Here is a 25,060-nt window from a genome sequence, read left to right as displayed (position 1 = left end):
GCCATGCTGGCCTAACTCATGTATAAGAAGTAACGAGGAGACCCATGATGGCGCGTGTTCCGCTCTACAAGACCGCCGAAACCGAAGTTCTGCGCCGGATCGAAACCGGCGTTTGGCCGGTCGGCACGCGCTTGGGCAACGAATTCGAACTGGCCGCAGAATTCGGCGTCAGCCAAGGCACCATGCGCCGCGCGCTGATGACGCTGGAAAGCGCGGGCCATCTGCACCGCAAACCCGGACGCGGCACCATCGTTGCAGAACCGACGACCGCGGCCGCCGCGACGCCCACCGATTTCCACCGCCTGACCTTGCCCGACGGCGCGCCTCTGCCGCTAGAGGTCTTTCGTGCCAAGGTAACCGAGCGCGCGCCCGAGGGCGAAGAAGCCAAGCTCTTCCCCGGTCCGGTCCACGCCCTCAGCCGCACCCTGAAATCCGGCGGCGACCGCTTCGCGCTGGAAGAGGTGCTGATCCCGATCGACCTCATCCCCGCGTTGGATGAGGATCAGCCTGCCGATTTTCTCGATCTGCTCGCAGACCTCGCCCTGACGCCCACGCAGGTCGAGGACCGGCTACATGCCGACATCACAACGATGGGGGATTCCGTGGCCCTCGCCTGTGACCGCCACACCGGCCTTCTGTGCCTGACCCGCGTCGCCCGCGACGCCGGGGGCAAGGTGCTGGCCCGGCAATCCCTGCGCATGGCGGGCCCCGCCGCCTATGGCGTCACGCTCGGCGGCTGATCAGCGCCGTCCTTCACCCCACACCCTGTCATCCCCGCGAAAGCAGGGATCTCTCTCCGCTCGCGCCTTGCCCGGCCCGCCGACCGAGATCCGCATTTCGTATGCACGGGGGGTGCACGGGGGGTGTACAGGGGGTGCACGCATGGCGACACCCCCTTTTGGGGCCGCAAGGCAGGGTAAGGCCCCCCCGCATCCGACCCTCAGATTCCGTCGATGCAGACGTATTTTGTGTCCAGGTAATCGTCGAGTCCCTGACTGCCACCCTCTTTGCCCATGCCGCTTTCCTTGACACCACCAAACGGCGCTTCCACGGTGGTAATCAGGCCCGAGTTGATGCCGATCATGCCGTATTCCAGACCTTCATTCAGCCGGAAAGCTCTTGATAAATCAGAGGTATAGGCATAGCAGGCCAGCCCGAACTCGGTGTCGTTGGCCATCGAAATGGCCTCGTCCTCGGTCTCGAATTTGAACACCGGGGCGAGCGGACCGAAGATCTCTTCCCGCGCGAATTTCATGTCCTGCGTGGCGTTCTGGATCACGGTCGGTGCAAAGTAGCTGCCACCATTGCCATGCCGCGCACCGCCGGTGGCGACCACGCCACCCTTTGCCGTCGCGTCCGCGATGAATTCTTCAACCTTTTCAACGGCATCAATGTCTACCATCGGCCCCTGCTCAACACCATCGTCCAGCCCGTTGCCGACCTTCAGCGCCTCGGTTTTCTCGACCAGTTTCGCCACGAACGCATCATAGATGCCGGATTGCACATACATCCGGTTGGCACAGACACAGGTCTGCCCGGCGTTGCGGAATTTCGAGACCATCGCCCCCTCGACCGCGCGTTCCAGATCGGCGTCGTCGAACACGATGAAAGGCGCGTTGCCGCCCAGTTCCATGGAAACTTTCTTAACGGTATCAGCGCTTTGCCGGATCAGTTCCTTGCCGACTTCGGTCGATCCGGTGAAGGTGATCTTGCGCACCACAGGGCTTTCCATCATCGCACCCGCGATCTTGCGGGCCGACCCGGTGAGGATGTTCACAGTGCCCTTCGGGAAGCCGACCTCTTCCGCCAACGCAGCCCAGGCCAGCCCCGAATAAGGCGTCGCCGTCGCCGGTTTCGCCACCACGGTGCAGCCCACGGCCAGGGCCGGCGCCACCTTGCGGGCCAACATGGACGACGGGAAATTCCACGGCGTGATCATCCCCACAACACCAACAGGATGCCGCGTCACAAGGATGCGGCGGCCGTTGACGCCAGCGGGCACCACCTCGCCCTTGGCACGGCGGGCTTCCTCGGCGAACCACCTAACGTACTGGGCGCCAATGGCAATCTCGCCCATGGCCTCGGCCAGCGGCTTGCCCATCTCGACCGTCAGCAATTCGGCAAGGTCTTTCTGGTTGTCCATCAGCGCGTCGTGCAGCGTCCACAACAGGCCCACGCGGGTCATCAGGTCGGTCCCCGCAAATGCCGGAAACGCCGCCCCGGCGGCTGCAATCGCGCGCTTGGTTTCAGCGTCGCCCGCATTTGGGACGGTACCGATCACCTCGCCCGTGGCGGGGTTGGTCACGTCGATGGTCGCGCCGCTGTCGGCCGCGATCCATTCACCGTCAACGAAATTTCCCTCGCGCAACCACGTCTTGTATCCGCTCATTCTTTTTCTCCTCAGGTCAATCCGCCCATGCGGCGGGCAACGTCCAGCATCCGGGCCGAAAAGCCCCATTCGTTGTCATACCAGCCAAAAACGCGGAGCATTCCGCCCTTCGACCGTTTGATTTCTGGCCCCGCGACGATCAGCGATTCAGGGCGTTGCCGCAGGTCTGACGACACCAGCGGCTTTTCGGTATATCCAATCACGCCCCCCGCAGAGGCCAACAGGCTGCGCGCCGCGTCGGCTCCGGGCCGCTCGCGGGTGATCACGGCCAGATCGACACAGGACACGCTCGCCGTTGGCACCCGGACCGCCGATCCGGTGATCCGCCCCGCCAGATGCGGCAGCACCAGATCGACCAGCCTTTCGGCGCTTGTCGTGGTCGGCACCATCGACAGTGCGGCGGCCCGGCTGCGGGCGGGGTTGGCCATCGGCATGTCTACCGTTGGCTGGCTGCCGGTATAGCAGTGCACCGTGGTCATCAGCGCGGTTTCCAGTCCATAGGCATCGTCCAGCACCCGCACCAGCGGGGCAAGGGCGTTGGTGGTGCAAGAGGCGTTAGACACGATGCGGTGGCCCGTGCTTAGCCGCTCGTCATTGGCCCCCAAGACCACGGTCAGATCCGCCTCGGGGCACGGACCGGAAATCAGCACACGCGCGGCGCCTGCGGTCAGCCCCTGTTCGGCAATCGCGCGGTCCTTGGCGCGTCCGGTGCATTCCATCAACACGTCAACGCCCGTCAGGTCGAGGGCCGCAAGATCGGGTTGTTGCGTGAAGGGAATGCGCCGGCCCGCGGCGATCAAGGCGCCAGGTTCGGCCACTACCCCGCCCGGAAAGGGGCCAAACACGCTGTCATATTCAAAAAGGTAGGCGCAGGTTTCAAGCGGGGCGATGTCGTTCACACCGACGACCTCGATCTCGTCCCACGCATCCGATGTCAGCCACGCCCGCAGCACCGAGCGGCCTATCCGCCCGAACCCGTTGATGGCAATTCTGATCATGATCCTGTCCCTCGCCCGACTCGCGCGCAGTCATGCACGGGCGGGCGCAGGGTTCAAGCCGCCATGGCCTGCTGCTGTCGCCGCCGCATCTATGTCCGGCGCCGCTCTCGGTCGGGGATTTCGGATAGGCTCGCATAGGCGTGTTTCAGACCCACGAGGCTCAATTCTTCGCGGGCACGGCACATCACCGGCACCCCCTGCGTTTCCAACGCGGTTGTGTAGAGGCTGGCGATCAAGCCGGAGCCGATCACGATGATCTGCCGCCCGATCCACGTGTCGCGCATCGCGGCCAGTTCAACCCCGATCAGCTTGCCCGCCAGACGCACGCGGGCGGTTACGGCCTCGACAGTGCCATGTCGCAATTCCGATAGCAGATCCGCGATGTGGAGGGTCAGGGCCTCTGGGAATGTCAGTCCCTTTTTGACGGACCGGCGAAACACGTCACGGTCAAAGCCCGGATCCACGAAAGCTTCGCCATCGGCATCCAAAGCGGCTTCGGTGGCAAAGTGATTGCGGATCGCCCCGGTGACAAACCCGCGCAAGCTGACCAACCTGCGGTCCTGCACCTCGGCCCACCGGCTTTCCAGACCCGGCGTACAGACCATTCCGTCGAACTCGGGCAGGTCCACGAACACCCCCCGCAGCAACCCTTCTTCGCCATCTGTTGCCGCAATCGGCGCCGCTTGATGGAACTTGGGCAAGACATAGAGGTTGAGCCGGGGGTCGGTGGTCGGGAACGCGATCGGCGAAATCTCGGACGGGGCGCACGGCAGGTCGATCATGCCCGGCCCTTTCGCCAAGAGCGGCCCGACCGGTAATCCCGAGGCGACGATGGGCACGGGGCCATTCGTCAACCAGGGGTCCAGCACCTCCAGCAGCGCCGCTTCAAGGTCATCAGTGGCGGCCAATGTCAGACGTTGCGCCGACCGTGCCCGCATGATGATGGACCCTGACGAGCCGACTGCCCATGCATTTATGCCATCCGCCGTCCGGTCGACGGCGACCCACTCTGGACCAGCCATTCCCATCAAATACCCCCTTTACACACAAACACAAAACTTCGGGAAGCCACCCGAAAGACAACAGGGGCCGAGCGTCTATAAAATAGATTTACATATTCCGTCCACATGGACGTGCCGTCCCACAGGTCGAATGGACAAAATTGCAACATGAGAACAAAAGATCCCCGGCAGACAGACTGCCGGGGATCGGACTGATCAATCTTTGGGGCCTGTATCAGGCCGCTGTTTCGTGTGGATGCTTGCCGAGAATGATCATGCCAAGCAGGTCATCGTCGGTCACGTCCTTGACGTTGACGGTCCCGACCAGCTCGCCATTTTTCATCACGCTGGCCCGATCGCACAAGTTCATCACCTGGTGCACGTCATGGTCGATCAGGAAAATGCCGATGCCCTCTGCCTTGAGCTGATGGATCAGTTCGGCCACCATCTGCGTTTCGTGCGGGCCAAGCGCCGCCGTCGGCTCATCCATGATCAGGATACGCGCGTTGAAATAGACCGCGCGGGCGATGGCAACGGATTGCCGCTGCCCCCCCGACAAGGCCGAGACCGGCGCCGAGAACTTCTGGAAGTTCGGGTTGAGGCGGCCCATGATCTTGCGCGTTTCGGCCTCCATCGCGGCATCATCGACCAGCCCGAGGGGGGTCACCAGCTCTCGCCCGAGGAACAGGTTCGACGCAGCATCGAGGTTATCGGCCAGCGCGAGGGTCTGGTAGATCGTCTCGATATTGTAGCGCCGCGCGTCCCGCGGATTGTGGATATCGGCCTTTTCGCCATTGATGAAGATCTGGCCGCTATCGGGGGTATAGGCCCCCGACAGCATCTTGATCAGGGTGGATTTACCGGCCCCGTTGTGGCCAAGCAGACCCACGACCTCGCCGGGATGCAGATCGACCGATACGTGGTCGACCGCCTTGATCCCGCCGAACGAGATCGACATGTCGCGCATTTCTACAAGTGGTGTCGCCATATCAGTGCGCCCCCGTGCGTTTGCGATAGATGATGTCGATCAGCACGGCTGCCACCAGCACGATGCCCACGACGATGTTCTGGAACGGCGCGTCGACGCCGACCATGGCCATACCCGATTGCAGCGACTGCATGATCAACGCCCCGAGAATGGCCCCGTGAATGGTGCCGATCCCGCCCGAGAGCGCGGTGCCCCCGATGACGGCAGCGGCGATCACGCGCAATTCGTCGAGCGTGCCGATGTCGTTGGTGTGGTTGGCCAGACGGGCCGAGGCCACGACCGCCGACAACGCGCAGAGCCCGCCCATCAGGGCAAAGACCTTGACCGTCAGCAGGCGGGTGTTGATGCCCGACAGTTCCGCCGCATCCGGGTTGCCGCCCGTGGCGAAGATATAGCGCCCCAAACGGGTCCGCTGTGCCATGATGGTAAGGCCGATAGCCACCGCGATCAGGACGAAAACCGAGATCGGCAGGCCGTAGGCTTCGGTATAGCCGTCGGGCATGATCTCGCCGCGCGCTTCGAACAGGCGTTGCAGGCGGCGGGTGGGGATTTCGTAAGAGTTCAGGATCCAGATGAAGCCAAGGATCGACCCCGCGGCAAGACCGGACATGGTGAACTCGGCCCACATCGGCTTGACCGGGAAGCCATGCGATGCCTTCGACCGGCGCCCGCTCCACATTGCGGCGATGGCGGCCAGCGTCAGAAGAACCCCGACGATCCAGGACAAGGTGACACCAAGCGTGCCGTTGGTGCCGCCAAAGGCCATGAAGGTCTCGTCAAGCGGGCCGATGGTCTGGCCGCGGGTCAGGTACCAGCCGACATTTCGCCAGACCAGAAGCCCGCCGAGCGTGACGATGAAGGCAGGTATGGTGAGATACCCGATCAGCCACCCCTGAAAGGCGCCGATGATCGCCCCGGTCACCAGCCCGACGATGATGGCAATGGGCGCAATCGCCGGGTGTCCAAGTTCGAGCCCGAGCATGTTGGGCAGGATATCTGTCTGCGTCACGGCCATGACGGCCGAACAGGTCGCCAGCAGCGCACCGACAGACAGGTCGATGTTTCGGGTTACGATAACGAACACCATCCCGCAGGCCATGATCGCCACCGACACCGTTTGCACCGTCAGGTTAAAGACGTTGCGGGGGGTCAGGAAACGACCTTCGGTCACGAAATTGAAGGCGAGGCAAAGAATAACAAAGGCGCCAACCATCCCCAACAGGCGCGTGTCCAGCTCAAGCTGCTGCGCGAGGTTCTTGCGTTGCGAGGGGATTGGCTGAGACGTGGTGTCGGTCATGTCCGGACTCCAGAGTTCAGCGTTTGGGGTGATACGCCCCGGCGCCAAGGGGCGGGGCGTATCGCATTAGGCCTATGAGTATATCACAGATCAGTTACAGGGGGCAGGGCCATCAGTGACACCCTGACACAGGGTCTCAAGGTCGATCCAGCCCGCATCGACGACAACGCTCAGGTTATCGGCGGTGATCGGAACCGGCGCGAGGAACATCGAGGTCATGGTGGTGCCGCCGGGCGACGTCCATTCCTGAGAGCCGTCGATGTCGGCCATCGCAGAGCCGTTGGCCAGAGCAACGGCGATCTCGGCGGCATTGCGGCCAAGGTCACGCGAGTCTTTCCACACAGACACGGTCTGGGTGCCAAGCGCGATCCGGTTCAGGGCGGCGTGGTCGCCATCCTGGCCAGAGACCGGAATACCGTCCATGCCTTGCGCGGTCAGAGCGGCAACAGCACCACCTGCGGTGCCGTCATTCGAGGCCACGACAGCGTCAACACCGTTGTCGGTCGCGGTCAGGATCTGCTCCATGTTGCGCTGTGCGTTCGCGGGCAGCCAGCCATCGGTGTAGGCTTCGCCCACGATTTCGATGTCACCGGCGTCGATTGCCGCTTGCAGGACTTCCTGCTGACCACCGCGCAGGAAGTCTGCGTTCGGGTCAGTGGGCGAGCCCTTGATCATGACGTACCGACCGGTCGGCGCTGCTTCCAGAACCGCGCGCGCCTGCATCCGGCCCACTTCCACGTTGTCGAAGGTCAGGTAAAAGGCCCGCGGGTCTTCGATCAGACGGTCATAGGCGATGACCGGGATACCTTCGTCGGCAGCCGCCTGAACGGCGGGGCCGATAGCGTCGGCATCTTGTGCAAGAATGATCAGGGCATCCACGCCCTGAGCGATCAGGCTTTCGATGTCCGACAACTGCTTGGATGCGGACGACTGAGCGTCGGCCGAGACGTATTCTGCACCGGCTTCGTCCAGTGCCGCCACGATGGCCGCCTCGTCGGTTGCCCAACGCTCTTCCTGGAAGTTCGACCAGCTCACGCCGACGGTGATGTCCTGCGCGAAGGCGGACGTCGCCATGGTTGCTGCAGCGACCGTTACGGCCGCACGCTTAAGAAACTTCATAATTTCCTCCCTATCACATGTCGCGGGCCCCGGTTGTGAGTGTCCCGCTATGCCAACAACCTCTAGCACTATTTTTTTCGCGTATCAAATTAAATCAACAGGACCGATCCGGAACCATGGGAATTCCTCGCTTGCTGATTTATTTTTTTTGGTGAATTATAACGGCAGGAGGACATCTTGGCCGCTACGCAACGCATACCCCACGGATTGGACCAACGCGAAAGCGGACGGCAGCAGGTCTTCGATGCGATTCGTCAGGCCGGACGAATCGCCCGGATCGACATTGCCCGCGAAACACAGGTCAGCCCCGCAACCGTAACCGCCATCACGTCCGAGCTGCTGGCCGCCGGCCTTATAGAAGAAGTGGTGCCCGAGGGGGATCGCCCCGGTGCCAAGCGCGGACGCCCCCGTGTGTCGCTCAAGGTCAGGGGCGCCGCCCATCTGATTGCCGGGATCAAGATCACCGACCGGTCGGCCACAGTGATCCTTGTGGATTTCGAGGGTAAGACGGTCGGCGAGTACGACCAGGAACTGCCCGGCCCGGTGATGTCCGCCGAAGAACTGGTGGTGCTGGTGCGCGAGGCCCTGACCGGCGCCTGCGCCGCCGCCGGGCGTCGCCTATCGGACCTGTCGGGCGTGGGGCTGGGGCTGGCCGGGCTGATCGACGCCACCCGAAACTTTGTACATTGGTCGCCGGCACTCGATCAGCGCAACGTGGAACTGGGGCAAATGCTGTCGCAAGCGATCCCGGTACCGTTCTTCATGGACAACGACGCCAATCTGGTCGCCAAGGCCGAACAGCTTTTCGGGCAGGCCCGGAACCTGTCGGATTTTATCGTCATCACCATCGAGCAGGGTGTTGGCATGGGCATCGTGATCGACGGCAAGATCTATCGCGGCGAACGAGGCTGCGGCGCCGAGTTTGGCCATACCAAGGTGCAGCTCGACGGCGCGCTCTGCCGTTGCGGTCAACGCGGCTGTCTGGAGGCGTATGTCGGCGACTACGCCCTGCTGCGCGAGGCGAATATCCGCGGCAGCGCACAGCCCGAGGACGATCTATCCGCGCTTTATGCCCGCGCCAAGGCTGGCGACGCGATGGCGCGGTCGATCTTTGACCGGGCCGGTCGGATGTTCGCCATGGGGCTGGCCAATGTCATCAACATCTTCGACCCCGGACTGGTGATCCTGTCGGGCGAACAGATGACCTTTGACTTTTTGTATTCCGAGGACGTGTTGAACCGGGTCAAGGAGTCGATCGTGCAGGTCGATGCCCCCTTGCCCGATATCCGCGTCCATAAATGGGGAGACCTGATGTGGGCCAAGGGCGCAGCAGCTTGCGCCATGGAAGGTGTCTCGGAACTCACAATCCGAAAGTTGGCAGCCAATGCGGCGTGACCTCATCCTGTTGTCGCTGCTGCTGGCCACGCCCGCAGCCGCCGCCCCCCTCTTCGCCCCGCGTGACATGCCCGTGCATGTCTATGATGGGGGCTGGGTGCATTTCGTCGGCGGCGGCATCTCGGCCTTCGATTGCAATGGCGACGCCCTGCCCGAACTTTTCGCCGCCGGCGGTTCCAACCCCGCTCAGTTGTTCCTCAACCGGTCACGACCCGGCGGAGATTTGAGCTATGAGGTCGCCGAAGACAGTGGCCTGGGGTTCGAGGGCGTCACCGGTGCCTATCCGCTGGACATCGACAGCGACGGGGTGACCGATCTGGCCATTCTGCGCGTGGGGGAAAACCGGCTGATGCACGGCCTGGGCGACTGCCGGTTCGCCCCGTTCGAGGACATGGGCTTTGCCAGCGACGATCGCTGGACCACGGCCTTTTCCGCGACATGGGAGGCGGGGCAGTCGCTGCCCACGCTCGCCTTTGGCAACTACGTGGACCGCGCCGACCCTGATGGCCCGTTCGAAGCCTGCGACGCAAACCGCCTCTATCGGCCAGAGGGCGACCGCTATACCGCGCCCGTGTTGCTGGACCCCGGATTTTGTGCGCTCTCCATGCTGTTCACCGACTGGGGTCGCCAAGGGCGCGCCGATCTGCGGGTGTCGAACGACCGCCACTACTACGTGCGCGGCGGGCAAGAGCAGATGTGGGCGATGGAAGACACCCCGCGCCTCTACACCCATGCGGATGGCTGGCAAACGCACCGGCTGTGGGGCATGGGCATCGCCTCGCGCGATCTGGATGGCGACGGGCTGTCCGAGGTGTTCATGACCTCGATGGGGGACCAGCGGCTGCAAGTGCTGGAACGCGGCGCGCATGGTCCGACCTATGATGATGCCCCCTATGAACGCGGCACCACCGCCCATCGCCCCTATACGGGCGGCGACGGGCGGCCCTCGACCGGCTGGCACGCGGTCTTTGGGGATGTGCAGAACGATGGCTGGGACGACCTTTTCATCGCCAAAGGCAATGTCGAGCAGATGCCGGGCAGCGCGATGCAAGACCCCAATAACCTGCTTCTGGGCACCGCCGACGGCACCTTTCACGAAGACGGGCTGCAAGCCGGGGTCGCCAGCCTTGCCCGGTCCCGCGGGGCGGCGCTGCACGACCTGAATGCCGACGGCTTGCTGGACCTTGCCGTGCTGAATCGCCGCGCGCCGCTGGAGCTTTATCAGAACGTGACCGAAGATGGGGGCCACTGGCTGGCGGTCGAGGTCTCGCAGGATGGGACCAACCGCCTTGCCGTGGGGGCCTTTGTCGAGGTTCGCGCAGGCGACCGCCTGTGGACGCAGGAAATCACCGTGGGCGGCGGGCACGCGGGTGGTGTCGCCGGGCCACTGCATTTTGGGCTGGGACAGGCGCAAGAGGTCGACCTGCGCGTAATCTGGCCAGACGGAACAGAGGGCGCGTGGCAAACCGTGGCCGTGGATCAACCCGTCAGCCTGTCGCGGGGCGGCTGAGCGGCGTCAGCGGTCCACAGGCAGCCCGCTCGGCACCGTCTCGGGCACGCCCAACCGGCCCGCGGCCCCGGCCGCGTCGGTCAGAGCCCCGAGAAATGCCATCAGGTCCGCGACCTGCCCATCCGACAACTCTATCGGAGGCAAGTCGTTCGAGGCGGCAATCGCTGCCATCTCTGCCGGATCGTCGAGGATACGCCAGTCGTCCGCCCCCGGAAGATCAGCCAGAATAGCCTGCGAGCGGTCATAGGAATAAAGAGAGCCGACCGGGTCGAGGTGGTGACGGATCACGCTCTCCAGCGTGGCATAGGCTCCGTCATGCCCGTAAGGCGCGGTCAGAGTGACATTGCGCAACGACGGCGTGCGGAAGGCAAAGGCATCTTCGGGGTTGCCGGTGACACGCATCCGCCCCTCGTCGCGGGCGTGGGTTTCGAACCGGGCCGCCTTGCCGGGACCGATCTGGACCATGGCGATTGAGTGAAACTGGTGGTCGGTCTGGAACAGGCCGGTATGGCAACCGGCGCAGCCAGCCTCGCCATAGAACAGGTCCATACCGTGCATTTCCGCGTCAGACAGCGCGTCCTGCCCCGCCAGATAGCGGTCGAAGGGGCTGTCATCCGCGCGCCATTCGGCATTGATGAACTCGGCCATCATGTTGGAAATGTCGGTGAAGTGGATCGGCGCGCCCACGCCCAGAACCGCGTCGAACCGAGCGCGATACTCTGGCACTGCCTCGACCCTTGCGGCGATCTGCTCCCACGCGCCGCCGGGCAGGGAAAGCTGCCCCATGCGCACCGCCCGGCTGATCGGGTTCTCGGAATAATGTCCGGCCATCTCGTCCGGGGCCAGCACAGGGAACATGGCCTGCGCCGACAGGACCGAGTCGAATCCTTCCGTCATCGACTCGCCCAAGGGGGTGCGGATGCCATGGGGTTGGGTCGCGTCGGCCTCCAATCGGCCATCGTGGAACATATGTGTGAACTGCGCGGCGCCGAGGTTGAACAGTGCCGGCGCATTCCGCGGGATGCGTTGTTCGGGCAGGTTGTCAGGGTCGATCACACGATCCGGCCCCAACCCATGCGCCCCGTCGCCAAGCGACAGCGACATGCCGTCCGAGGTGCCAAAGCGAGGATGGTGGCAGGTGGCGCAGGCGACGCCCTCGTTGCCCGACAGGATCGGATCGTAGAACAGCAGCCGCCCCAGGTCTACCCGCGCCGGATCGGTCGGCGCGAACTCGGCTGGCGGGAACTCGGGGCGCCCGCCCGTGTCGGCCAGCATCGGAACGGCCAGCACAGCCAAGGGCAACGCGGCCAGAGCAAGACCCTTCATTGCCCATCCTCCGCAATCTCCAGGACGATGCTGTGCCGATATGGCCGATCCGGCGTAACGATCACCGGCGGGAAACCCGGTTGATTCACCGCGTCCGGAAAGCCCTGCGGCTCAAGGCACAGGCCGCGGAACGGCGCAAAGCTCTGCCCCGGATGCGCGCCCGACGCAGCGCCGATCCCGGCCCCGGTGTAGAATTGAACGCCCGGTGCGTCCGACCAGATGGACAGGGCCAGCCCGTTGGGGGCCGACAACCGCGCCAACGGCGCCTTGGGGTCGCGTGCAGGATCGAGGGCAAGGTTGATGTCGCTGCCCGTGTGGTCGGGGTCGATGGCATCAAGGCGCGTGCCCTGGCGATAGTCATAGCGCGTGCCCTCGACCGGCAGCACCTGCCCCGTGGGGATCAGCGCCGCGTCCACCGGGGTATATCCGCTGGCAGGCACCTGAAGGGAATGGTTCCAGATCGGGCCATCGCCCATCAGGTTATAGTAATTGTGGTTCGTCAGGTTGATCGGGCCGGGACGAGAGACCTCGGCCGCCAGCTCGATCACCAGCCGCGGCGCGTCGAGCGTAAAGCGCACGGAAATGCGCGCCTCGCCCGGATAGCCTTCGTCGCCGTCGGGTAGCACGGTGGAAAGCCGCACGGACCTGGCTGTCGGCTCGTCTACCACATCCCAGAGGCGATTGTGCAGACCGGTGGCCCCGCCATGCAACTGGTTCTCGCCTTCGTTGGCGGCAAGCTGCATCTCTTGTCCGTCCAGCGTGAACCGCGCGCCGCCGATCCGGTTGGCCACACGACCGATGGTCGCCCCAAGAAAAAGCGGATCGCTCAGGTAGGCCGCGGGATCATCATAGCCAAGAACCACCGGCACACAGCCGCCCCCGAGCGGCACCCACCAGCCCCGCATCCGCGCGCCAAAGGTCAGCACGGACACGCGGTGCCCGCCATCCTGAAGGGTGATTTCTCGAATGTCGGCGGCCTTGGCCATGTCGGTCCTCACACGAAGCGGTTGATGACGTTTTCCAGGTATTCCTGCCGGCCGGACACCGGCGCGGGGTTGATATTTTCGGCCTCGACCCGCGCGGCGATGTCTTCCAGCGAGCGGTCGCCCTTCAGCATCGCCTGCGCTTCGTTCGATTTCCAGCCCGCATAGCGGTCTTCGACGAAGCCGGGCAGCGTGCCATCCTCGATCATCGCGGCGGCAGCCTTGAGGCCGCGCGCGCAGACATCCATGCCCCCGATATGGGCCATCAACAAATCTTCCGGGTCCAGCGACTGGCGGCGCAACTTGGCGTCGAAATTCGTGCCGCCGGTGGAGAACCCGCCGCCTTGCAAGATGTGGTAATAGGCCAGTGCGACCTCGGGCACGTTGTTGGGGAATTGGTCGGTGTCCCATCCGGACTGGTAGTCGTTCCGGTTCATGTCGATCGAGCCGAAGATGCCAAGCGCCTGCGCCAAGGCGATTTCATGTTCGAAGCTGTGGCCGGCAAGGATTGCGTGGCCTTGTTCGATATTCACCTTCACTTCGTCTTCCAGCCCGTGACGCTTGAGGAAGCCATAGACCGTGGCCACGTCGTAATCATACTGGTGCTTGGTCGGCTCCTGCGGCTTGGGCTCGATCAGGATCGCGCCGTCGAAACCGATCTTGTGCTTGTACTCCACCACCATGTTCAGGAAGCGGCCGAACTGCGCGTCTTCTTGTCCAAGATTGGTATTCAACAGCGTCTCATACCCTTCACGTCCGCCCCATAGAACGTAGTTTTCACCGCCCAAGCGATGCGTTGCATCCATGCAGGATTTCACCGTTGCGGCGGCGAAGGCAAAGACATCGGGGTTGGGGTTGGTCGCCGCACCGGCCATGAAGCGGCGGTTCGAGAACATGTTGGCGGTGCCCCAGAGCAGTTTGACCCCGGTCTGGTCCATCTTCTCGGCGAAGTAGTCCGTGATCTCGTTCAGCGTGTCGCGGTTTTCGGCAAAGCTGGCCCCATCGGGGCGCACGTCGAAATCGTGAAAGCAGAAATAGGGCACGTTCAGCAGGCTGAACATCTCGAAGGCCACATCTGCCTTGAGCTTGGACAGCGCCATCGTGTCGGCAGGGAACCACGGACGGTCAAAGGTCTGGCCGCCGAACGGGTCATTTCCCGGCCAGACAAAGCTGTGCCAATAGCAGGCCGCAAAGCGCAGGTGATCTTCCATGCGCTTGCCCATCACCACCTCTTGCGGGTCGTAGTGATGGAAGGCCAGCGGGTTGGCGCTGTCTGCGCCTTCAAAGGGAATTTCGGTGATGTCGCGGAAGAAGCCGGTGCTCATGTCAATGCTGCCTTGATGCTGGGATAGAGGGCACGGTAGCGGGCGTAGCTGTCGTCATAGGCCGCCTGCAAATCCGTGCGGGGGTCGATGGTCTCCGCCACGTCGGGCGGGGTCATGATGTCGTGAATCCGGGCACCGCAGGCGGCCATGGCCAAACGTGCGGCGCCAAGGGCTGCCCCGAACTCACCCTTGGCGGGCAGGTCCAGCGGCAGGCCGAGGATGGTGGCGAGGCTTTCCAGCCAAAAGCGGGACTGCGTGCCGCCGCCGATGGCGAGGACGCTTTGCAGATCGGTGCCGGTGGATTTCAACGCCTCCAGCGAATCCCGCAGGGCGAAGCTGACGCCTTCCATCACCGATTGGGTCAGGTTTTGTTGGTCTGATCCGATGTCGAGACCGACGAACGCGCCGCGAATATCGGCGTCATTATGCGGGGTCCGTTCGCCCGAGAGATAGGGCAGGAACAGTGTTTGCGCGGGGCCGGTGATGGTGTCGGGCAGCTTGCCCGCCAGCGTTGCGGGGCTTTCACTCAGCGTCTTGGACAGCCAGTTGAGACAGTCGGTCGCCGCAAGGATCACGCCCATCTGGTACCATGTTTCGGGCACCGCGTGGCAAAAGCTGTGGACAGCGGTTTCGGGCGCGGGCGCGAACCTGTCCTTCGCGGCCAGCAGCACGCCAGAGGTGCCAAGCGAGACGAACCCGTGGCCTTCGCGGAAACAGCCGACGCCACAGGCCGCAGCGGCGTTGTCGCCGCCACCGCCAGCCACCGCGACCGGGCCGAGGATGCCCCAATCGGCCGCCAATTCCGCGCGCAACTGGCCCGAGCTTTCGCTACCTTCGACAAGCGCCGGCATCTGGTCGCGGCCCATGTGGCCGGTGGCCAGCAGGGCGTCAGACCAGTCGCGTTTGGCCACGTCGAGCCACGAGGTTCCGGCGGCATCGGACATGTCCGAAACATGCTCGCCGGTCAGCCACAGACGCAGATAATCCTTGGGAAGCAAAACCTTGGCGGTTTTTCCAAAGACCTCGGGCTCGTGGGTTTCGACCCAAAGCAGCTTGGGCGCGGTAAAGCCGGGGAAAACGATATTGCCCGACAGGTCGCGCACGCCGGGGGTGGCGTCGAGCGCCGCCGCCTCGGCGTGAGAGCGGGTGTCGTTCCACAGGATACAAGGGCGCAAAACCTCGTCCGAGGCATCGAGCAGCGTCGCGCCGTGCATCTGGCCAGACAGGCCAATGCCGCGCAGCGTGGCAAGGGCGTGGGGGGCGTCTTGCTTCAGTTTTGCAATGGCCGACTGGCAGCCTGCAATCCAATCAGCGGGGTCTTGTTCGCTCCACCCCGGTGCGGGGTGGCTGACGGGCCACGCACATTCCGACGAGGCAACAAGCGCGCCATCCGCATCGACCAGCACCGCCCGCAACCCGGACGTGCCCAGATCCAACCCGAGATACATCTGTCCTCCCCAAGGTCGCCTCCCCGGTGACCTTAATTATTTTACTGATTAAAAAATTTCACGGGAGACTTCCTGAGTCAAGGGGGCGTGCGCCGTGCTGCCGCGAAATCGGCCTGTCGCCGCCCGTACACCCCCTGTGCACCCCCCGTACACCGGGCGTACAGACAAAACGGCAAAACGGACAACGGCGACCGAGGAGAACCCCGACCGCCGCCAGTCAATTCTTATATATGATGGTGCTACATCTGGCTTGGCAACCAGAGCACGATCCAAGGGAAGGCCACCAGCATCGCAATGGTGATCGCGTCGGCGATGAAGAAGGGCGTTACCCCCTTGAACACATCCTGAACGCTGATGTCGTCGCGCACCCCCGCCACGACAAAGCAGTTGAGGCCGATGGGCGGCGTGATCAGGCAGAACTCTGCCATCTTCACGACGAGGATGCCGAACCAAACCGCGCAAAGGGTGCCCGACATGCCGAAGGTGCTGGCCTCGGCCGTCACGTTCATGCCCCCGTTCAGCGCCATGACCGCCGGGAACACCACCGGCAGGGTCAGCAGCAGCATTCCGATGGCATCCATGAACATCCCAAGGACCGCATAGGCCAGAAGAATGCAGATCAGGATCAGGATCGGTGCCATGTGCAAGCTGGAGATCCAGTCGGCGAAGGCCCCTGGCAGGTCGGCGAAGCCAAGGAAGCGAACATAGATCAGCACCCCCCAGATGATGGTGAAGATCATCACCGAAAGCTTGGCCGTTTCCAGCAGCGCGTCGCGCAGTTGCGGCCAGCGCATCCCGCGGTAGAGCGCCATGAGGAACACGATGAACGCGCCGATAGCCCCACCCTCGGTCGGGGTGCCCCATGCGTCACCGCCGAAGGGATTGTAGACGAAGAAGATGATGATCACGACGACGGCGACAATCGGCAGGGCCGGGGGCAGGGATTCGAACCGTTCCTTCCAGGAAAAGCCGGTGACGGGCGGGCCGAAATTCTTCATCGTCATGGCCATGCCGACGATCAGCAGCGTGTAGATCACCGCCGAGAAGACGCCGGGAACGAACCCTGCCAGCAGCAGGCGGCCAACGTCCTGTTCCACGATGATCGCGTAGATCACGAGGATGGCAGAGGGCGGGATCAGCGAGGCCAAGGTTCCTGCCGCCGCCACGACCCCGGCGGCAAAGCGCTTGTCATAGCCGACGGCCAGCATCTCGGGGATGGCGATGCGGGCGAAGACGGCGGATGTGGCAACCGACGCGCCCGACACGGCAGCAAAGCCTGCGGTTGCGAAAACGGTCGACACGGCAAGACCGCCCGGCACCCATGCGAACCAGCGCTTGGCCGCCTCGAACAACGCCTTGGTCAGGCCGGCGTGATAGGCAAGATAGCCGATCAGGATGAAGGTCGGGATCAGGCTGAGCGCCTGATGCGACACCTTTGAATGGGGCACCTGCCCTGCGGTTTTCACCGCAACGGTCAACGCCCAGAGGAAATCCTCGGGGTCGTAGCCACGGCGGCTCCAGAATATCCAGATCAGGCCGACGAGGCCCGACAGACCGGCGGCAAAGGCCACCCGCATCCCGAGAAATACGAGCACCAGCATCCCGGCAGAAACGACAAGACCGATTTGAATGGAATCCATCTCTTAGCGCTCCTCGTCCGGGCCATCGGTGACCTGTGCGGCCTCCATCGCGGCTTGGGTGGCGGCATCGGCGGGCAGCGGAATGCCGACCGGTTTTTCTTCCCCCGTCAGCAGGGCCCGGCCATAGACCCAGAGTTGTAGCAGCAGCCGCAGGCACAGAACGAAAAAGGCCACGGGCACCACCAGCTTGGCGGGCCAGATCGGCAGGTTGATATCCATGGTGCTGTCACGGCTGAACATCGGCGCGGACCAGTCGAAGCTGCGCTGGAAATGCGCGAACGAGCCCCAGACAAGCAGCGCCATGAGGATCAGAATGGCAAGCGTGGTGACGAACTCGGACGCCCAGAGCGCCCGTCCGCGCAGCGAACCGACCATCAGGTCCATGCGGATGTGGCCACCTTCGCGCTGCGTATAGGAAATGCCCATGATCGCGATCAGCGGCATGGCCTGCTCGATCCAGTCGACATAGCCGGGGATCGGGTGGTTCATCGCATTGCGCCCGCCAACGGACACGACGGCAAGCATCATCAGCCCGAAAACGGCAAGACCGCTGATCAGCGCCATCGCCTTTTCGAGTTTCAGCAGGTGTCGGTCGATCCAGCTGATCGTACTGTCATCGGACAGCACAAGGGAAGCTCCGGCCATGACTGGCCTCCTTGTTGGAAATCCCAGAGCCTGCAGCGATCCTTCGCGGTCACGCGCCTGCTCCTACCTGTGGGTGTCGCACGATCCCGCGGCCCGAAACCGGCCCCCGCTATGGTGGAACATGCGTTACGGAAAAACCCCGCCCGGATCTGGTGTCCGGGCGGGGCGAGACGGCACGGGGGCCTTAGCTGCCCTCGGCGATCAGGCCGGTGACGAAATCGTAGAGTTCCTGCGCGGGCAGGCCGCGGGCGGTGTTCTCTTCGATCCAGGCGGCAGCGGCCGGGGCGGCGGCGGCCTCGCGGAAGGCGGCGATTTCTTCGTCGGAATAGGTGATCCGCTCGATCCCGCGTTCATCCAGCGCCGGGCCCCAAGCGGCCATGGTCTGGTTGTTGTAGTAGTCGATGTAGTGGTCGAGCGCCTCGTCGACCGATCCCAGAAGGATCTCGCGCTCTTCATCCGACAGGCTGTTCAGCGCGTCGGTGTTGACCACAACCGGACAGTTGACAGTGCCGGGGTTGAGGTTGGTCGTCCACCAGTCGGCATTTTCGATGGTGCCGAAGGACATGTGCGCGTGGGGGGCGAAGCTGGCCGCCTGCACGACGCCGCTGTCCATTGCCTGACGCACTTCCGTTGCGGTCATCGAGGTCGGAACCGCGCCGACCGTCGACATCGCCGCGCCGATCCCGCCGGTGGCGCGCACCGCCATACCGTCGTAGTCGGCCAGCGTGGTCGGCGCATCGCCCCGGCCCACGAGGTTATATTGCGGCAACGGCGAGGGCATCAGCAGCGTCGCGTTCCAGCGGGCCAAATCGGCCACCACGGCGGGCTGCTGGTAGAGCGCCATGGAAATCTCGCGCTCTTGTTCCAGCGACGATACCCCGAGGAACGGCAGTTCCAGAACGGTGATCGAGGGGTTCTTGTCGGGGTGGTAGCCCGCGCAGAACTGGGCCATCTCGAAGGCACCGATGGAAATCCCGTCGAGGTTTTCACGGTTGCCCGACAGGCCGCCGTAGGAAATGTTCAGGGTGAAGTCACCACCGGAACGGTCCTCGACCAATTCCGCCAGGCGTTCGACATGCTCGGTAAAGGCACGGCGCGCGCCCCAGACAGAAACGTTCCATTCGGTTGCCATGGCCTCGGCTGCAAAGCCAACACTCAGGGCGGCCACTGCGGTGGCCGTGATCATCTTGTTCATGCTGTCCTCCCTTGGATCCTGCAAATTGCGGATGTGGGGAGTGTGCCAGCCGGTCGGCGCCATCACCATGAAGGAAACCGCGCGGGCCTGTCCCCCTGCCCTGCGGAAATCCGCAAGGCAGGGGAAGGGCATGGTGTCAGGCCACCAAACGCAGGCGCGGCAAGGACAGCAGGGCCGCCGTCCACGCCAGCAGGGCGCAGGCGGCGATCGCGCCCACCATGCTGAGCGCGGTGTTGTCGAGGAACACGCTGGTCAGCGCGATCATCACGCCGCCGGTCAGCATCTGGATGGTGCCGCCAAGCGACGAGGCCAGCCCGGCGATATCGGGATGCGGGTCGAGCGCCATGACCATTGCCGTGGGGATCACCAGCCCGAGGCAGGCATTGGCGAGGAACAGCCCGCCAACGACCACGGGCAGCATCTCGGCCCCCATGCCGACCACGACCGTCAGCAGTGCTGTGAAGCCGAGAAAGCCGGTGATGGCCAGCGAAATCACCCGCTCCATCCCGAACATCTGGCCAAGCCGCCCGGCGAATTGCGACGCGCTGAAAAAGCCAATGGCGTTGACCGCGAAGGCGATGGAGAAGCCGGTGGGGGAAAGGCCGAACTGGCGGGTGTAGACGAAACTGGCCGAGGACAGGAAGACGAAGAAGCTCGCCATGCCGAAACCGCCAACCATGGTCAGGCCCATGAAACTGCGATCGGTCAGCAGACGCACGGCCCCCGACAACATCGCGCGCATCCGCACCGGGCGGCGCGACTCGGGCGCCAGCGTTTCGGGCAACACGAAGAGGACGAGCGCAAGGCTGAGCAATGCCGCCACGCCAAGCACGGCGAAGATTTCGCGCCAGCCGCCCCAGACCATGATGGCCGAGCCGGTGAGCGGCGCCAGCATCGGCGAAATCGAGATCACGATCATCACAGCAGCCATCATGCGCGCGGCGTCGGGGCCGGTCGCAAGGTCGCGGATCACGGCGCGCGGCACCGCCATGAGCGTCGCAGCCCCAAGCGCCTGCGCGGCCCGAGCAGCGATCAGCCAACCAAGGGTGGGCGCAAGGCTGGCCAGCACGGTCGCGGCGAGGAAGATGACCAGCCCGGTCACCAGCGGTTTCTTGCGCCCGACTGCGTCGGCCATCGGGCCATAGATCATCTGGGCGATGCCGAAGGTCAGGAAATAGGCGGTCAGGGTCATGGCTGCCCCGGCCTCGGTCGTGCCGAGGTCTTCGGCCACCATCGGCAGCGCAGGCAAATACATATCAATGGCGAAGGGGCCGACTGCGGATAACAGACCCAGAATCAACGCCATGCGGAACAAGGGATCACGCATTGGAGAACCTGTGGATTTTGAAATGAAAACGAGGGCGCTGAATCGCACCGAGAATGGGACACCGCCGCCGTTGGGTAATCGTGACATTGCCATTCAGGTTTTGCAACTGCGCGTTGCGCGGCGATGCCGTCATAGGTGCCATGCGGCTGGTGCAAGTCACGCCGATGGCAACCGCGCGCGGGCAATGGCAGCGTGGACCTGCGCCCCGTGCCACAAGGCAGCGTCGTTGAAATCGTAGCCGGGGGCGTGCAACGGGGCGGACTCTGCGCCATTGCCGATGAAGGCAAAACAGCCGGGGACATGGGACAGGAACCGTGCGAAATCCTCTGACCCCGTCATCGGCTGGGGGCGCGTGTCGGTTGCGACCGAGACCGGCGCGGCGGCCTGCATCATCGCCTGCGACAAGTCGGGATCGTTGATCGTGGGCACAAATTCGCGCTCGTATCTGACCTGCGCCTCGACCCCATATTGGGTGGCGATGCCCTCTGCCATCCGGCGCATTTCCGTTTCGATCTGCTGCGACACCTCGGGGCTGAAACTGCGCGCATCGCCGAGGATGCGGGCGTGACCGGGCAGCGCGTTGCGGGTGCCGTCGGTCAGAAGTTCGGTGATGGACACCACGGCGGTCGCGGTCGGTGCAATCCGGCGCGACACGATGGTTTGCAGGTCCATCACCAATGCGCAGGCGGGGACCATGACCTCGCGCCCCCATTGGGGCGATGAGGCGTGACCGCCCTGCCCCGTCAGCGTGATCTCGAAAATGTCCTCGGCGGACATGATCGGGCCGGGGCGGGTTTCGAAATGGCCCACAGGTAGGCCCGGCATGTTGTGCAGGCCATAGACCTCGTCGAAGGGAAACCGCTCCATCAGGCCATCGCCCAGCATGGCGAGCGCCCCCTGCCCCCATTCTTCGGCCGGTTGGAAGAGGAAACGGATGGTGCCGTCAAAGCCGCCTTCTTCGGCCAGCATCTTGGCCGCGCCGAGCAACATTGCCGTGTGCCCATCATGGCCGCAGGCGTGCATGGTGCCGCGGGTTTCAGAGGCATAGTCTGCACCGGTGGTTTCCGTGATCCGAAGCGCGTCCATATCGGCCCTGAGCGCGATGGCCCGGTTGGAGGTGCCGCGTTTCAGGGTGCCGACAACGCCGGTGCCGCCAATGCCCGTGGCGACATCCAGCCCGAAGCCGCGCAGGATGCCTGCCACGAAGGCGGCGGTGCGGGTTTCCTCGAAACCAACTTCAGGATAGCGGTGCAGATCGCGCCGCCATTGGGTCATTTCGGTTGCAAGGTTGGTCATGGGCGGGCTCCTTCGCCGCTGACCAGACTAAAGCAGCGCCTCCTTGTCCAGCCCGAGCTTGACGATCTTCTCGTTGAGGGTCCGCCGCCCGATGCCAAGCGCTTCGGCCACGGCATCCATGCGGCCTTCATGCGCCCGGATCGCCTTGCCGATGAGTTCCCGCTCGAACACCGCGACCGCCTCTCGCAGGGTTTCCGGCACGTCCTCGGGGGCCTGATCGGCGCGGATTGCGTCGGCGACCGAGCCTCTGCCCCGGCGGGCCGCCAGAACCCGCCGTTCGGCGGCGTTACGCAACTCGCGGACATTGCCCGGCCAATCATGGGCCAAGAGCGCGGACACGTCATCATGGCTCAGGTCGGGGACGGCGACCTCGTATATGCGGCCGTATACGCCGAGGAAATGGGTGAAGAGCAGCACCAGATCGTCCCGGCGCGCGCGCAAGGGCGGCAAGGTCAGAACGACCGTGTTCAGACGAAAGAGCAAGTCTTGGCGCAGGCGCCCCTCGCTCACTGCCTGATCGGCATCCTCGTTCGAGGCCGAGATCACCCGAATGTCGAGCGCCACCGGCGTCGTGGCCCCGATCGGCGTGACCTGCTTGTCCTCGATCACCCGCAAGAGCTTGGCCTGAACCGGCAGCGGGCAGGCGCAGATTTCATCGAGAAAGAGCGTGCCGCCATTGGCCGCGATCAGCTTGCCCGTGGCCTCGCCTTTCACGCCGAACATCTCGGATTCGAAACTTGCCTCGGCAATCGCCGCTCCGTTCAGGGCCAGGAACGGCCTATCGGCGCGCGGGCCAAGATCATGCAGGGCGCGCGCGACGACCTCTTTCCCGGTGCCGGTTTCGCCCTGCAACAGAACCGGCGCGGGGGTGTCGGCGAGGTCCAGCACCTCTTGCCGGATGGCCGCAAGGTCCGGGGTTGAGCCAAGCAGAACCCGATCCAGCCCCGACAAACGCGCCAGCCGCGCCTTGAGCCGTTCGGTGCCCTTGGCCATGCGGTTCTGTTCCGCCGCGTGGCGCAGGATCGACAGCAGGCGGCGCGGGTCGTAGGGCTTTTCGACAAAGCTGTAGGCGCCGTCCTGAATCGCCTGCACGGCCATTGGAATGTCGCCGTGGGCCGAAATCAGCACCAAGGGCGGCGCAAAGGAGCGGTCGAGCGCGGCCAGCAGGTCCAGCCCCGACAGGCCGGGCATCCGCACGTCGGAAAGGATCACGTCGGGTTGAAGGCGTGGCAGCAGGTCGACCACCTGAGTGGCGCGCGGCAGCGCCTCGGTTCGCCATCCGGCGGCTTCCAGCAAATCGACGAGCGAGGCACGCATGGACTTGTCGTCATCGACGACCAGAACGCTGAGTGCCGTGTCGGGCGGGGTCATTCGACGGTCTCCTCTCGTGATGCGGCCAAGGGGATATCCACCCGGAAGACGGCACCGCCGCCCTCTCGGTTGCGGGCGCTCATCCGACCGTGGTGTTCCTTGACGATGCCTGCGGAAATGGCCAGCCCGAGGCCCATGCCGTGGCCGGATTCGCGGCTGGTCACGAAGGGCTCCTGCAACTCTGACAGGCTGGCGTTGCCAAGGCCATGGCCCCGGTCAGCCACCTCGACCCATGCCGTGCCGCCTTCTGCCCCGAGGGACACATGCAGCGCCCGATCTTCGCTGTCTTCCATCGCGTCGATCGCATTGCGCAGCAAGTTGACCAGCACCTGCTCGATCCGCAGCGCGTTGCCCTGCACGATGACGGGCACCACGGGGACGTGACGGTGCAGGATCACGCGCCCGGTCTCGATATTGGGGGCAACGAGGTTCAGTGCCTCGGCCAGGGCATCGCGCAGATCGACGGGTTTCAGGTCATCCTCGCCGGGATTGGAGAAGAACTTGAGCTGCCGCGTGATCCCTTCCATCCGCTCGACAAGGCCCGTCAGGCTGGAAATGACCCTGGCCCCACCGCCCATTTCCGCCGCCGCAAGGTGGTTGCGCATGGCGGTAATCGGCTGACCCAGTTCATGGGTGACCGAGGCCGCAAGCTCGCCAAGCGCGGCCAGACGGCTGGCGCGGGCGAGGTCTTCTTGCGTGCGTTCCAAGCGGCGTTCGGCGGTGCGGCGATCCTCGATTTCGACGGCCAGCCGGTCATAGGCGTCGCGCAATTCGGCCTCTTCGACCTCCAACCGCCGCAGGGCCGCCTGCGTCAGCGCGTTGCGGCGCAAGAGCATCAGCAAAACGACCCCGCCACCGATCACCACGGCGATAACGGTGGCCAGCCAACTGCGGGTGCGCGCCGGATCTTCGCTGGCGAAGTAATGCAATTGCCAGCCATGCGGCAGGTCACTGGTCGACAGGTGAATCACCTCCAACCCGCCGATAAAGGCCCGCCCGTCACCTTCGGAGCGCCAGTCCAGCGGGTCAAGCGGCTGGCCCTGAAACTGCCGCGCCTCGTCGATCGCGGCGCGTTGATCGGCACCGAGCGGGGCCAATGCCCGGTAGCGCCAATCGGGGTTCGAGGCCAGCAGCACCACCCCGTCGGCATTGGTCAGCAAAACCTGCTCGCCCCCTTCGCGCCAACGGCTTTCCAACTCGGTCAGGTCGATCTTGATGGCGATGACGCCAAGCGCCTCGCCCAGATCGGACACCACTGCATCGGCAATGAAATACCCCGGCAGCCCGGTGGTCGCACCGATGCCGTAAAAGCGCCCCTGCCGCCCCGCCAACGCATCCTGAAAATAAGGCCGGAAGGAATAGTTCTGCCCGACGAAAGAACTGGGGCTGCCCGCGTTCGAGGCGGCGATGGTCACCCCATCCAGCCCCATCAAGTAAATCGCGTCGAGCCCGGCCTGATCGGCGAAGCTGGCCAACCGCGTGTTGAGCGGCGCGGTCGGCGCGCCACCCGCCGTCTCGATCACGAACGGGTCGCGCGACAGAACGAAGGTAAGATGCGAAAATCGGTTCAGCTCGGCAACCACGGTGCTGCGATAGAGCGACAGCCGCCCTTCGGCCTGCGTTACCTCTTCAGAGCGGAAATAGCGGTGCGACAGCGTATAGGCCCCGGTCGCGAAGACGAGGAACAGAACGGACAGAAGCAGGCTGCGCGCGACGTTCATGCCCCTCCCCGGCCGATGGACGTGCCCGAACAGGCTTAGCCGAAACCGCGCAGAAAGAAAAACCCCGCGCGTGGGGCGGGCTGAAC

At 64.3% G+C, this 25,060-nt stretch carries 20 protein-coding genes; 3 read left to right on the top strand and 17 right to left on the bottom strand.

Annotation, left to right across the window (positions count from 1 at the left end; all coding sequences use genetic code 11):
- Positions 1-44 precede the first annotated feature (44 nt).
- Positions 45-740 (top strand): GntR family transcriptional regulator, encoded by a 696-nt coding sequence (locus BKY27_RS07600; protein WP_084667894.1) that lies wholly within the window; start codon positions 45-47, stop codon positions 738-740.
- 200 nt (positions 741-940) lie between these two features.
- Here the strand turns inward: BKY27_RS07600 and BKY27_RS07595 are convergent, their stop codons facing one another.
- The 6 genes from BKY27_RS07595 to xylF form a co-directional block, all read right to left on the bottom strand.
- Positions 941-2,389: an NAD-dependent succinate-semialdehyde dehydrogenase gene (locus BKY27_RS07595; RefSeq protein WP_071673851.1), complete on the bottom strand. Its 1,449-nt coding sequence runs from the start codon at positions 2,387-2,389 to the stop codon at positions 941-943.
- Between the two features lie 11 nt (positions 2,390-2,400).
- Positions 2,401-3,387 carry a type I glyceraldehyde-3-phosphate dehydrogenase gene (locus tag BKY27_RS07590; RefSeq protein WP_071673850.1) on the bottom strand — a complete coding sequence of 329 codons (987 nt, stop codon included), beginning with the start codon at positions 3,385-3,387 and terminating at the stop codon, positions 2,401-2,403.
- Between the two features lie 89 nt (positions 3,388-3,476).
- Positions 3,477-4,409 (bottom strand): 2-dehydro-3-deoxygalactonokinase, encoded by a 933-nt coding sequence (locus BKY27_RS07585; protein ID WP_158514969.1) that lies wholly within the window; start codon positions 4,407-4,409, stop codon positions 3,477-3,479.
- A 214-nt stretch (positions 4,410-4,623) separates the two neighbouring features.
- Complete coding sequence (locus tag BKY27_RS07580) at positions 4,624-5,376, bottom strand: ATP-binding cassette domain-containing protein (RefSeq protein ID WP_071673848.1); 753 nt, start codon at positions 5,374-5,376, stop codon at positions 4,624-4,626.
- A gap of 1 nt (position 5,377) precedes the next feature.
- Positions 5,378-6,673 (bottom strand): sugar ABC transporter permease, encoded by a 1,296-nt coding sequence (locus tag BKY27_RS07575; protein WP_071673847.1) that lies wholly within the window; start codon positions 6,671-6,673, stop codon positions 5,378-5,380.
- Positions 6,674-6,763: 90 nt separating this feature from the next.
- Positions 6,764-7,792, bottom strand: a complete 1,029-nt coding sequence (gene xylF / locus BKY27_RS07570) for a D-xylose ABC transporter substrate-binding protein (protein ID WP_071673846.1) — start codon at positions 7,790-7,792, stop codon at positions 6,764-6,766.
- A gap of 177 nt (positions 7,793-7,969) precedes the next feature.
- On the opposite strand from xylF, the gene BKY27_RS07565 reads away from it, so the two are divergent.
- Complete coding sequence (locus BKY27_RS07565) at positions 7,970-9,187, top strand: ROK family transcriptional regulator (RefSeq protein ID WP_071673845.1); 1,218 nt, start codon at positions 7,970-7,972, stop codon at positions 9,185-9,187.
- On the top strand, positions 9,177-10,697 hold the full coding sequence (locus BKY27_RS07560) for a CRTAC1 family protein (protein ID WP_071673844.1): 1,521 nt from the start codon (positions 9,177-9,179) through the stop codon (positions 10,695-10,697). The genes BKY27_RS07565 and BKY27_RS07560 overlap by 11 nt, the downstream gene beginning before the upstream one ends.
- Positions 10,698-10,703: 6 nt before the next feature.
- Here the strand turns inward: BKY27_RS07560 and BKY27_RS07555 are convergent, their stop codons facing one another.
- The 11 genes from BKY27_RS07555 to BKY27_RS07505 form a co-directional block, all read right to left on the bottom strand.
- Positions 10,704-12,023, bottom strand: coding sequence for a cytochrome-c peroxidase (locus tag BKY27_RS07555; RefSeq protein ID WP_071673843.1), 1,320 nt, complete (start codon positions 12,021-12,023; stop codon positions 10,704-10,706).
- Positions 12,020-13,009: an aldose epimerase family protein gene (locus BKY27_RS07550; RefSeq protein ID WP_071673842.1), complete on the bottom strand. Its 990-nt coding sequence runs from the start codon at positions 13,007-13,009 to the stop codon at positions 12,020-12,022. Before BKY27_RS07550 ends, BKY27_RS07555 begins: the two co-directional genes overlap by 4 nt.
- Positions 13,010-13,017: 8 nt before the next feature.
- Positions 13,018-14,331 carry a xylose isomerase gene (xylA, locus tag BKY27_RS07545; RefSeq protein ID WP_071673841.1) on the bottom strand — a complete coding sequence of 438 codons (1,314 nt, stop codon included), beginning with the start codon at positions 14,329-14,331 and terminating at the stop codon, positions 13,018-13,020.
- Complete coding sequence (gene xylB, locus BKY27_RS07540) at positions 14,328-15,779, bottom strand: xylulokinase (protein ID WP_071673840.1); 1,452 nt, start codon at positions 15,777-15,779, stop codon at positions 14,328-14,330. Before xylB ends, xylA begins: the two co-directional genes overlap by 4 nt.
- Before the next feature lie 239 nt (positions 15,780-16,018).
- Entirely contained in the window at positions 16,019-17,419 is a 1,401-nt protein-coding gene (locus BKY27_RS07535; protein WP_071673839.1) for a TRAP transporter large permease, read from the bottom strand.
- A gap of 3 nt (positions 17,420-17,422) precedes the next feature.
- A complete protein-coding gene (locus tag BKY27_RS07530; RefSeq protein WP_071673838.1) occupies positions 17,423-18,064 on the bottom strand; it encodes a TRAP transporter small permease subunit in 642 nt (213 codons plus the stop codon).
- Positions 18,065-18,248: 184 nt separating this feature from the next.
- On the bottom strand, positions 18,249-19,259 hold the full coding sequence (gene dctP / locus BKY27_RS07525) for a TRAP transporter substrate-binding protein DctP (protein ID WP_071673837.1): 1,011 nt from the start codon (positions 19,257-19,259) through the stop codon (positions 18,249-18,251).
- 136 nt (positions 19,260-19,395) lie between these two features.
- Positions 19,396-20,586, bottom strand: a complete 1,191-nt coding sequence (locus tag BKY27_RS07520) for a multidrug effflux MFS transporter (protein WP_071673836.1) — start codon at positions 20,584-20,586, stop codon at positions 19,396-19,398.
- A gap of 156 nt (positions 20,587-20,742) precedes the next feature.
- A complete protein-coding gene (locus BKY27_RS07515; RefSeq protein ID WP_071673835.1) occupies positions 20,743-21,882 on the bottom strand; it encodes an amidohydrolase in 1,140 nt (379 codons plus the stop codon).
- A gap of 27 nt (positions 21,883-21,909) precedes the next feature.
- Positions 21,910-23,253: a sigma-54-dependent transcriptional regulator gene (locus BKY27_RS07510; RefSeq protein ID WP_071673834.1), complete on the bottom strand. Its 1,344-nt coding sequence runs from the start codon at positions 23,251-23,253 to the stop codon at positions 21,910-21,912.
- Positions 23,250-24,974, bottom strand: a complete 1,725-nt coding sequence (locus tag BKY27_RS07505; protein WP_071673833.1) for a sensor histidine kinase — start codon at positions 24,972-24,974, stop codon at positions 23,250-23,252. Before BKY27_RS07505 ends, BKY27_RS07510 begins: the two co-directional genes overlap by 4 nt.
- Between the last annotated feature and the right edge of the window lie 86 nt (positions 24,975-25,060).

It is taken from the genome of Nioella nitratireducens, from assembly GCF_001879715.1.
Taxonomy (GTDB): Bacteria; Pseudomonadota; Alphaproteobacteria; order Rhodobacterales; family Rhodobacteraceae; genus Nioella; species Nioella nitratireducens.
This window is presented reverse-complemented; position numbering and strand designations above follow the sequence as displayed.

What these genes read in the sequence shown, in the direction of transcription:
- BKY27_RS07600 (WP_084667894.1), top strand. Translation starts at nt 45, where the DNA reads ATGATGGCGCGTGTTCCGCTCTACAAGACCGCCGAAACCGAAGTTCTG.
- BKY27_RS07595 (WP_071673851.1), bottom strand. Translation starts at nt 2,389, where the DNA reads ATGAGCGGATACAAGACGTGGTTGCGCGAGGGAAATTTCGTTGACGGT.
- BKY27_RS07590 (WP_071673850.1), bottom strand. Translation starts at nt 3,387, where the DNA reads ATGATCAGAATTGCCATCAACGGGTTCGGGCGGATAGGCCGCTCGGTG.
- BKY27_RS07585 (WP_158514969.1), bottom strand. Translation starts at nt 4,409, where the DNA reads ATGGCTGGTCCAGAGTGGGTCGCCGTCGACCGGACGGCGGATGGCATA.
- BKY27_RS07580 (WP_071673848.1), bottom strand. Translation starts at nt 5,376, where the DNA reads ATGGCGACACCACTTGTAGAAATGCGCGACATGTCGATCTCGTTCGGC.
- BKY27_RS07575 (WP_071673847.1), bottom strand. Translation starts at nt 6,673, where the DNA reads ATGACCGACACCACGTCTCAGCCAATCCCCTCGCAACGCAAGAACCTC.
- xylF (WP_071673846.1), bottom strand. Translation starts at nt 7,792, where the DNA reads ATGAAGTTTCTTAAGCGTGCGGCCGTAACGGTCGCTGCAGCAACCATG.
- BKY27_RS07560 (WP_071673844.1), top strand. Translation starts at nt 9,177, where the DNA reads ATGCGGCGTGACCTCATCCTGTTGTCGCTGCTGCTGGCCACGCCCGCA.
- BKY27_RS07555 (WP_071673843.1), bottom strand. Translation starts at nt 12,023, where the DNA reads ATGAAGGGTCTTGCTCTGGCCGCGTTGCCCTTGGCTGTGCTGGCCGTT.
- BKY27_RS07550 (WP_071673842.1), bottom strand. Translation starts at nt 13,009, where the DNA reads ATGGCCAAGGCCGCCGACATTCGAGAAATCACCCTTCAGGATGGCGGG.
- xylA (WP_071673841.1), bottom strand. Translation starts at nt 14,331, where the DNA reads ATGAGCACCGGCTTCTTCCGCGACATCACCGAAATTCCCTTTGAAGGC.
- xylB (WP_071673840.1), bottom strand. Translation starts at nt 15,779, where the DNA reads ATGTATCTCGGGTTGGATCTGGGCACGTCCGGGTTGCGGGCGGTGCTG.
- BKY27_RS07535 (WP_071673839.1), bottom strand. Translation starts at nt 17,419, where the DNA reads ATGGATTCCATTCAAATCGGTCTTGTCGTTTCTGCCGGGATGCTGGTG.
- BKY27_RS07530 (WP_071673838.1), bottom strand. Translation starts at nt 18,064, where the DNA reads ATGGCCGGAGCTTCCCTTGTGCTGTCCGATGACAGTACGATCAGCTGG.
- dctP (WP_071673837.1), bottom strand. Translation starts at nt 19,259, where the DNA reads ATGAACAAGATGATCACGGCCACCGCAGTGGCCGCCCTGAGTGTTGGC.
- BKY27_RS07520 (WP_071673836.1), bottom strand. Translation starts at nt 20,586, where the DNA reads ATGCGTGATCCCTTGTTCCGCATGGCGTTGATTCTGGGTCTGTTATCC.
- BKY27_RS07515 (WP_071673835.1), bottom strand. Translation starts at nt 21,882, where the DNA reads ATGACCAACCTTGCAACCGAAATGACCCAATGGCGGCGCGATCTGCAC.
- BKY27_RS07510 (WP_071673834.1), bottom strand. Translation starts at nt 23,253, where the DNA reads ATGACCCCGCCCGACACGGCACTCAGCGTTCTGGTCGTCGATGACGAC.
- BKY27_RS07505 (WP_071673833.1), bottom strand. Translation starts at nt 24,974, where the DNA reads ATGAACGTCGCGCGCAGCCTGCTTCTGTCCGTTCTGTTCCTCGTCTTC.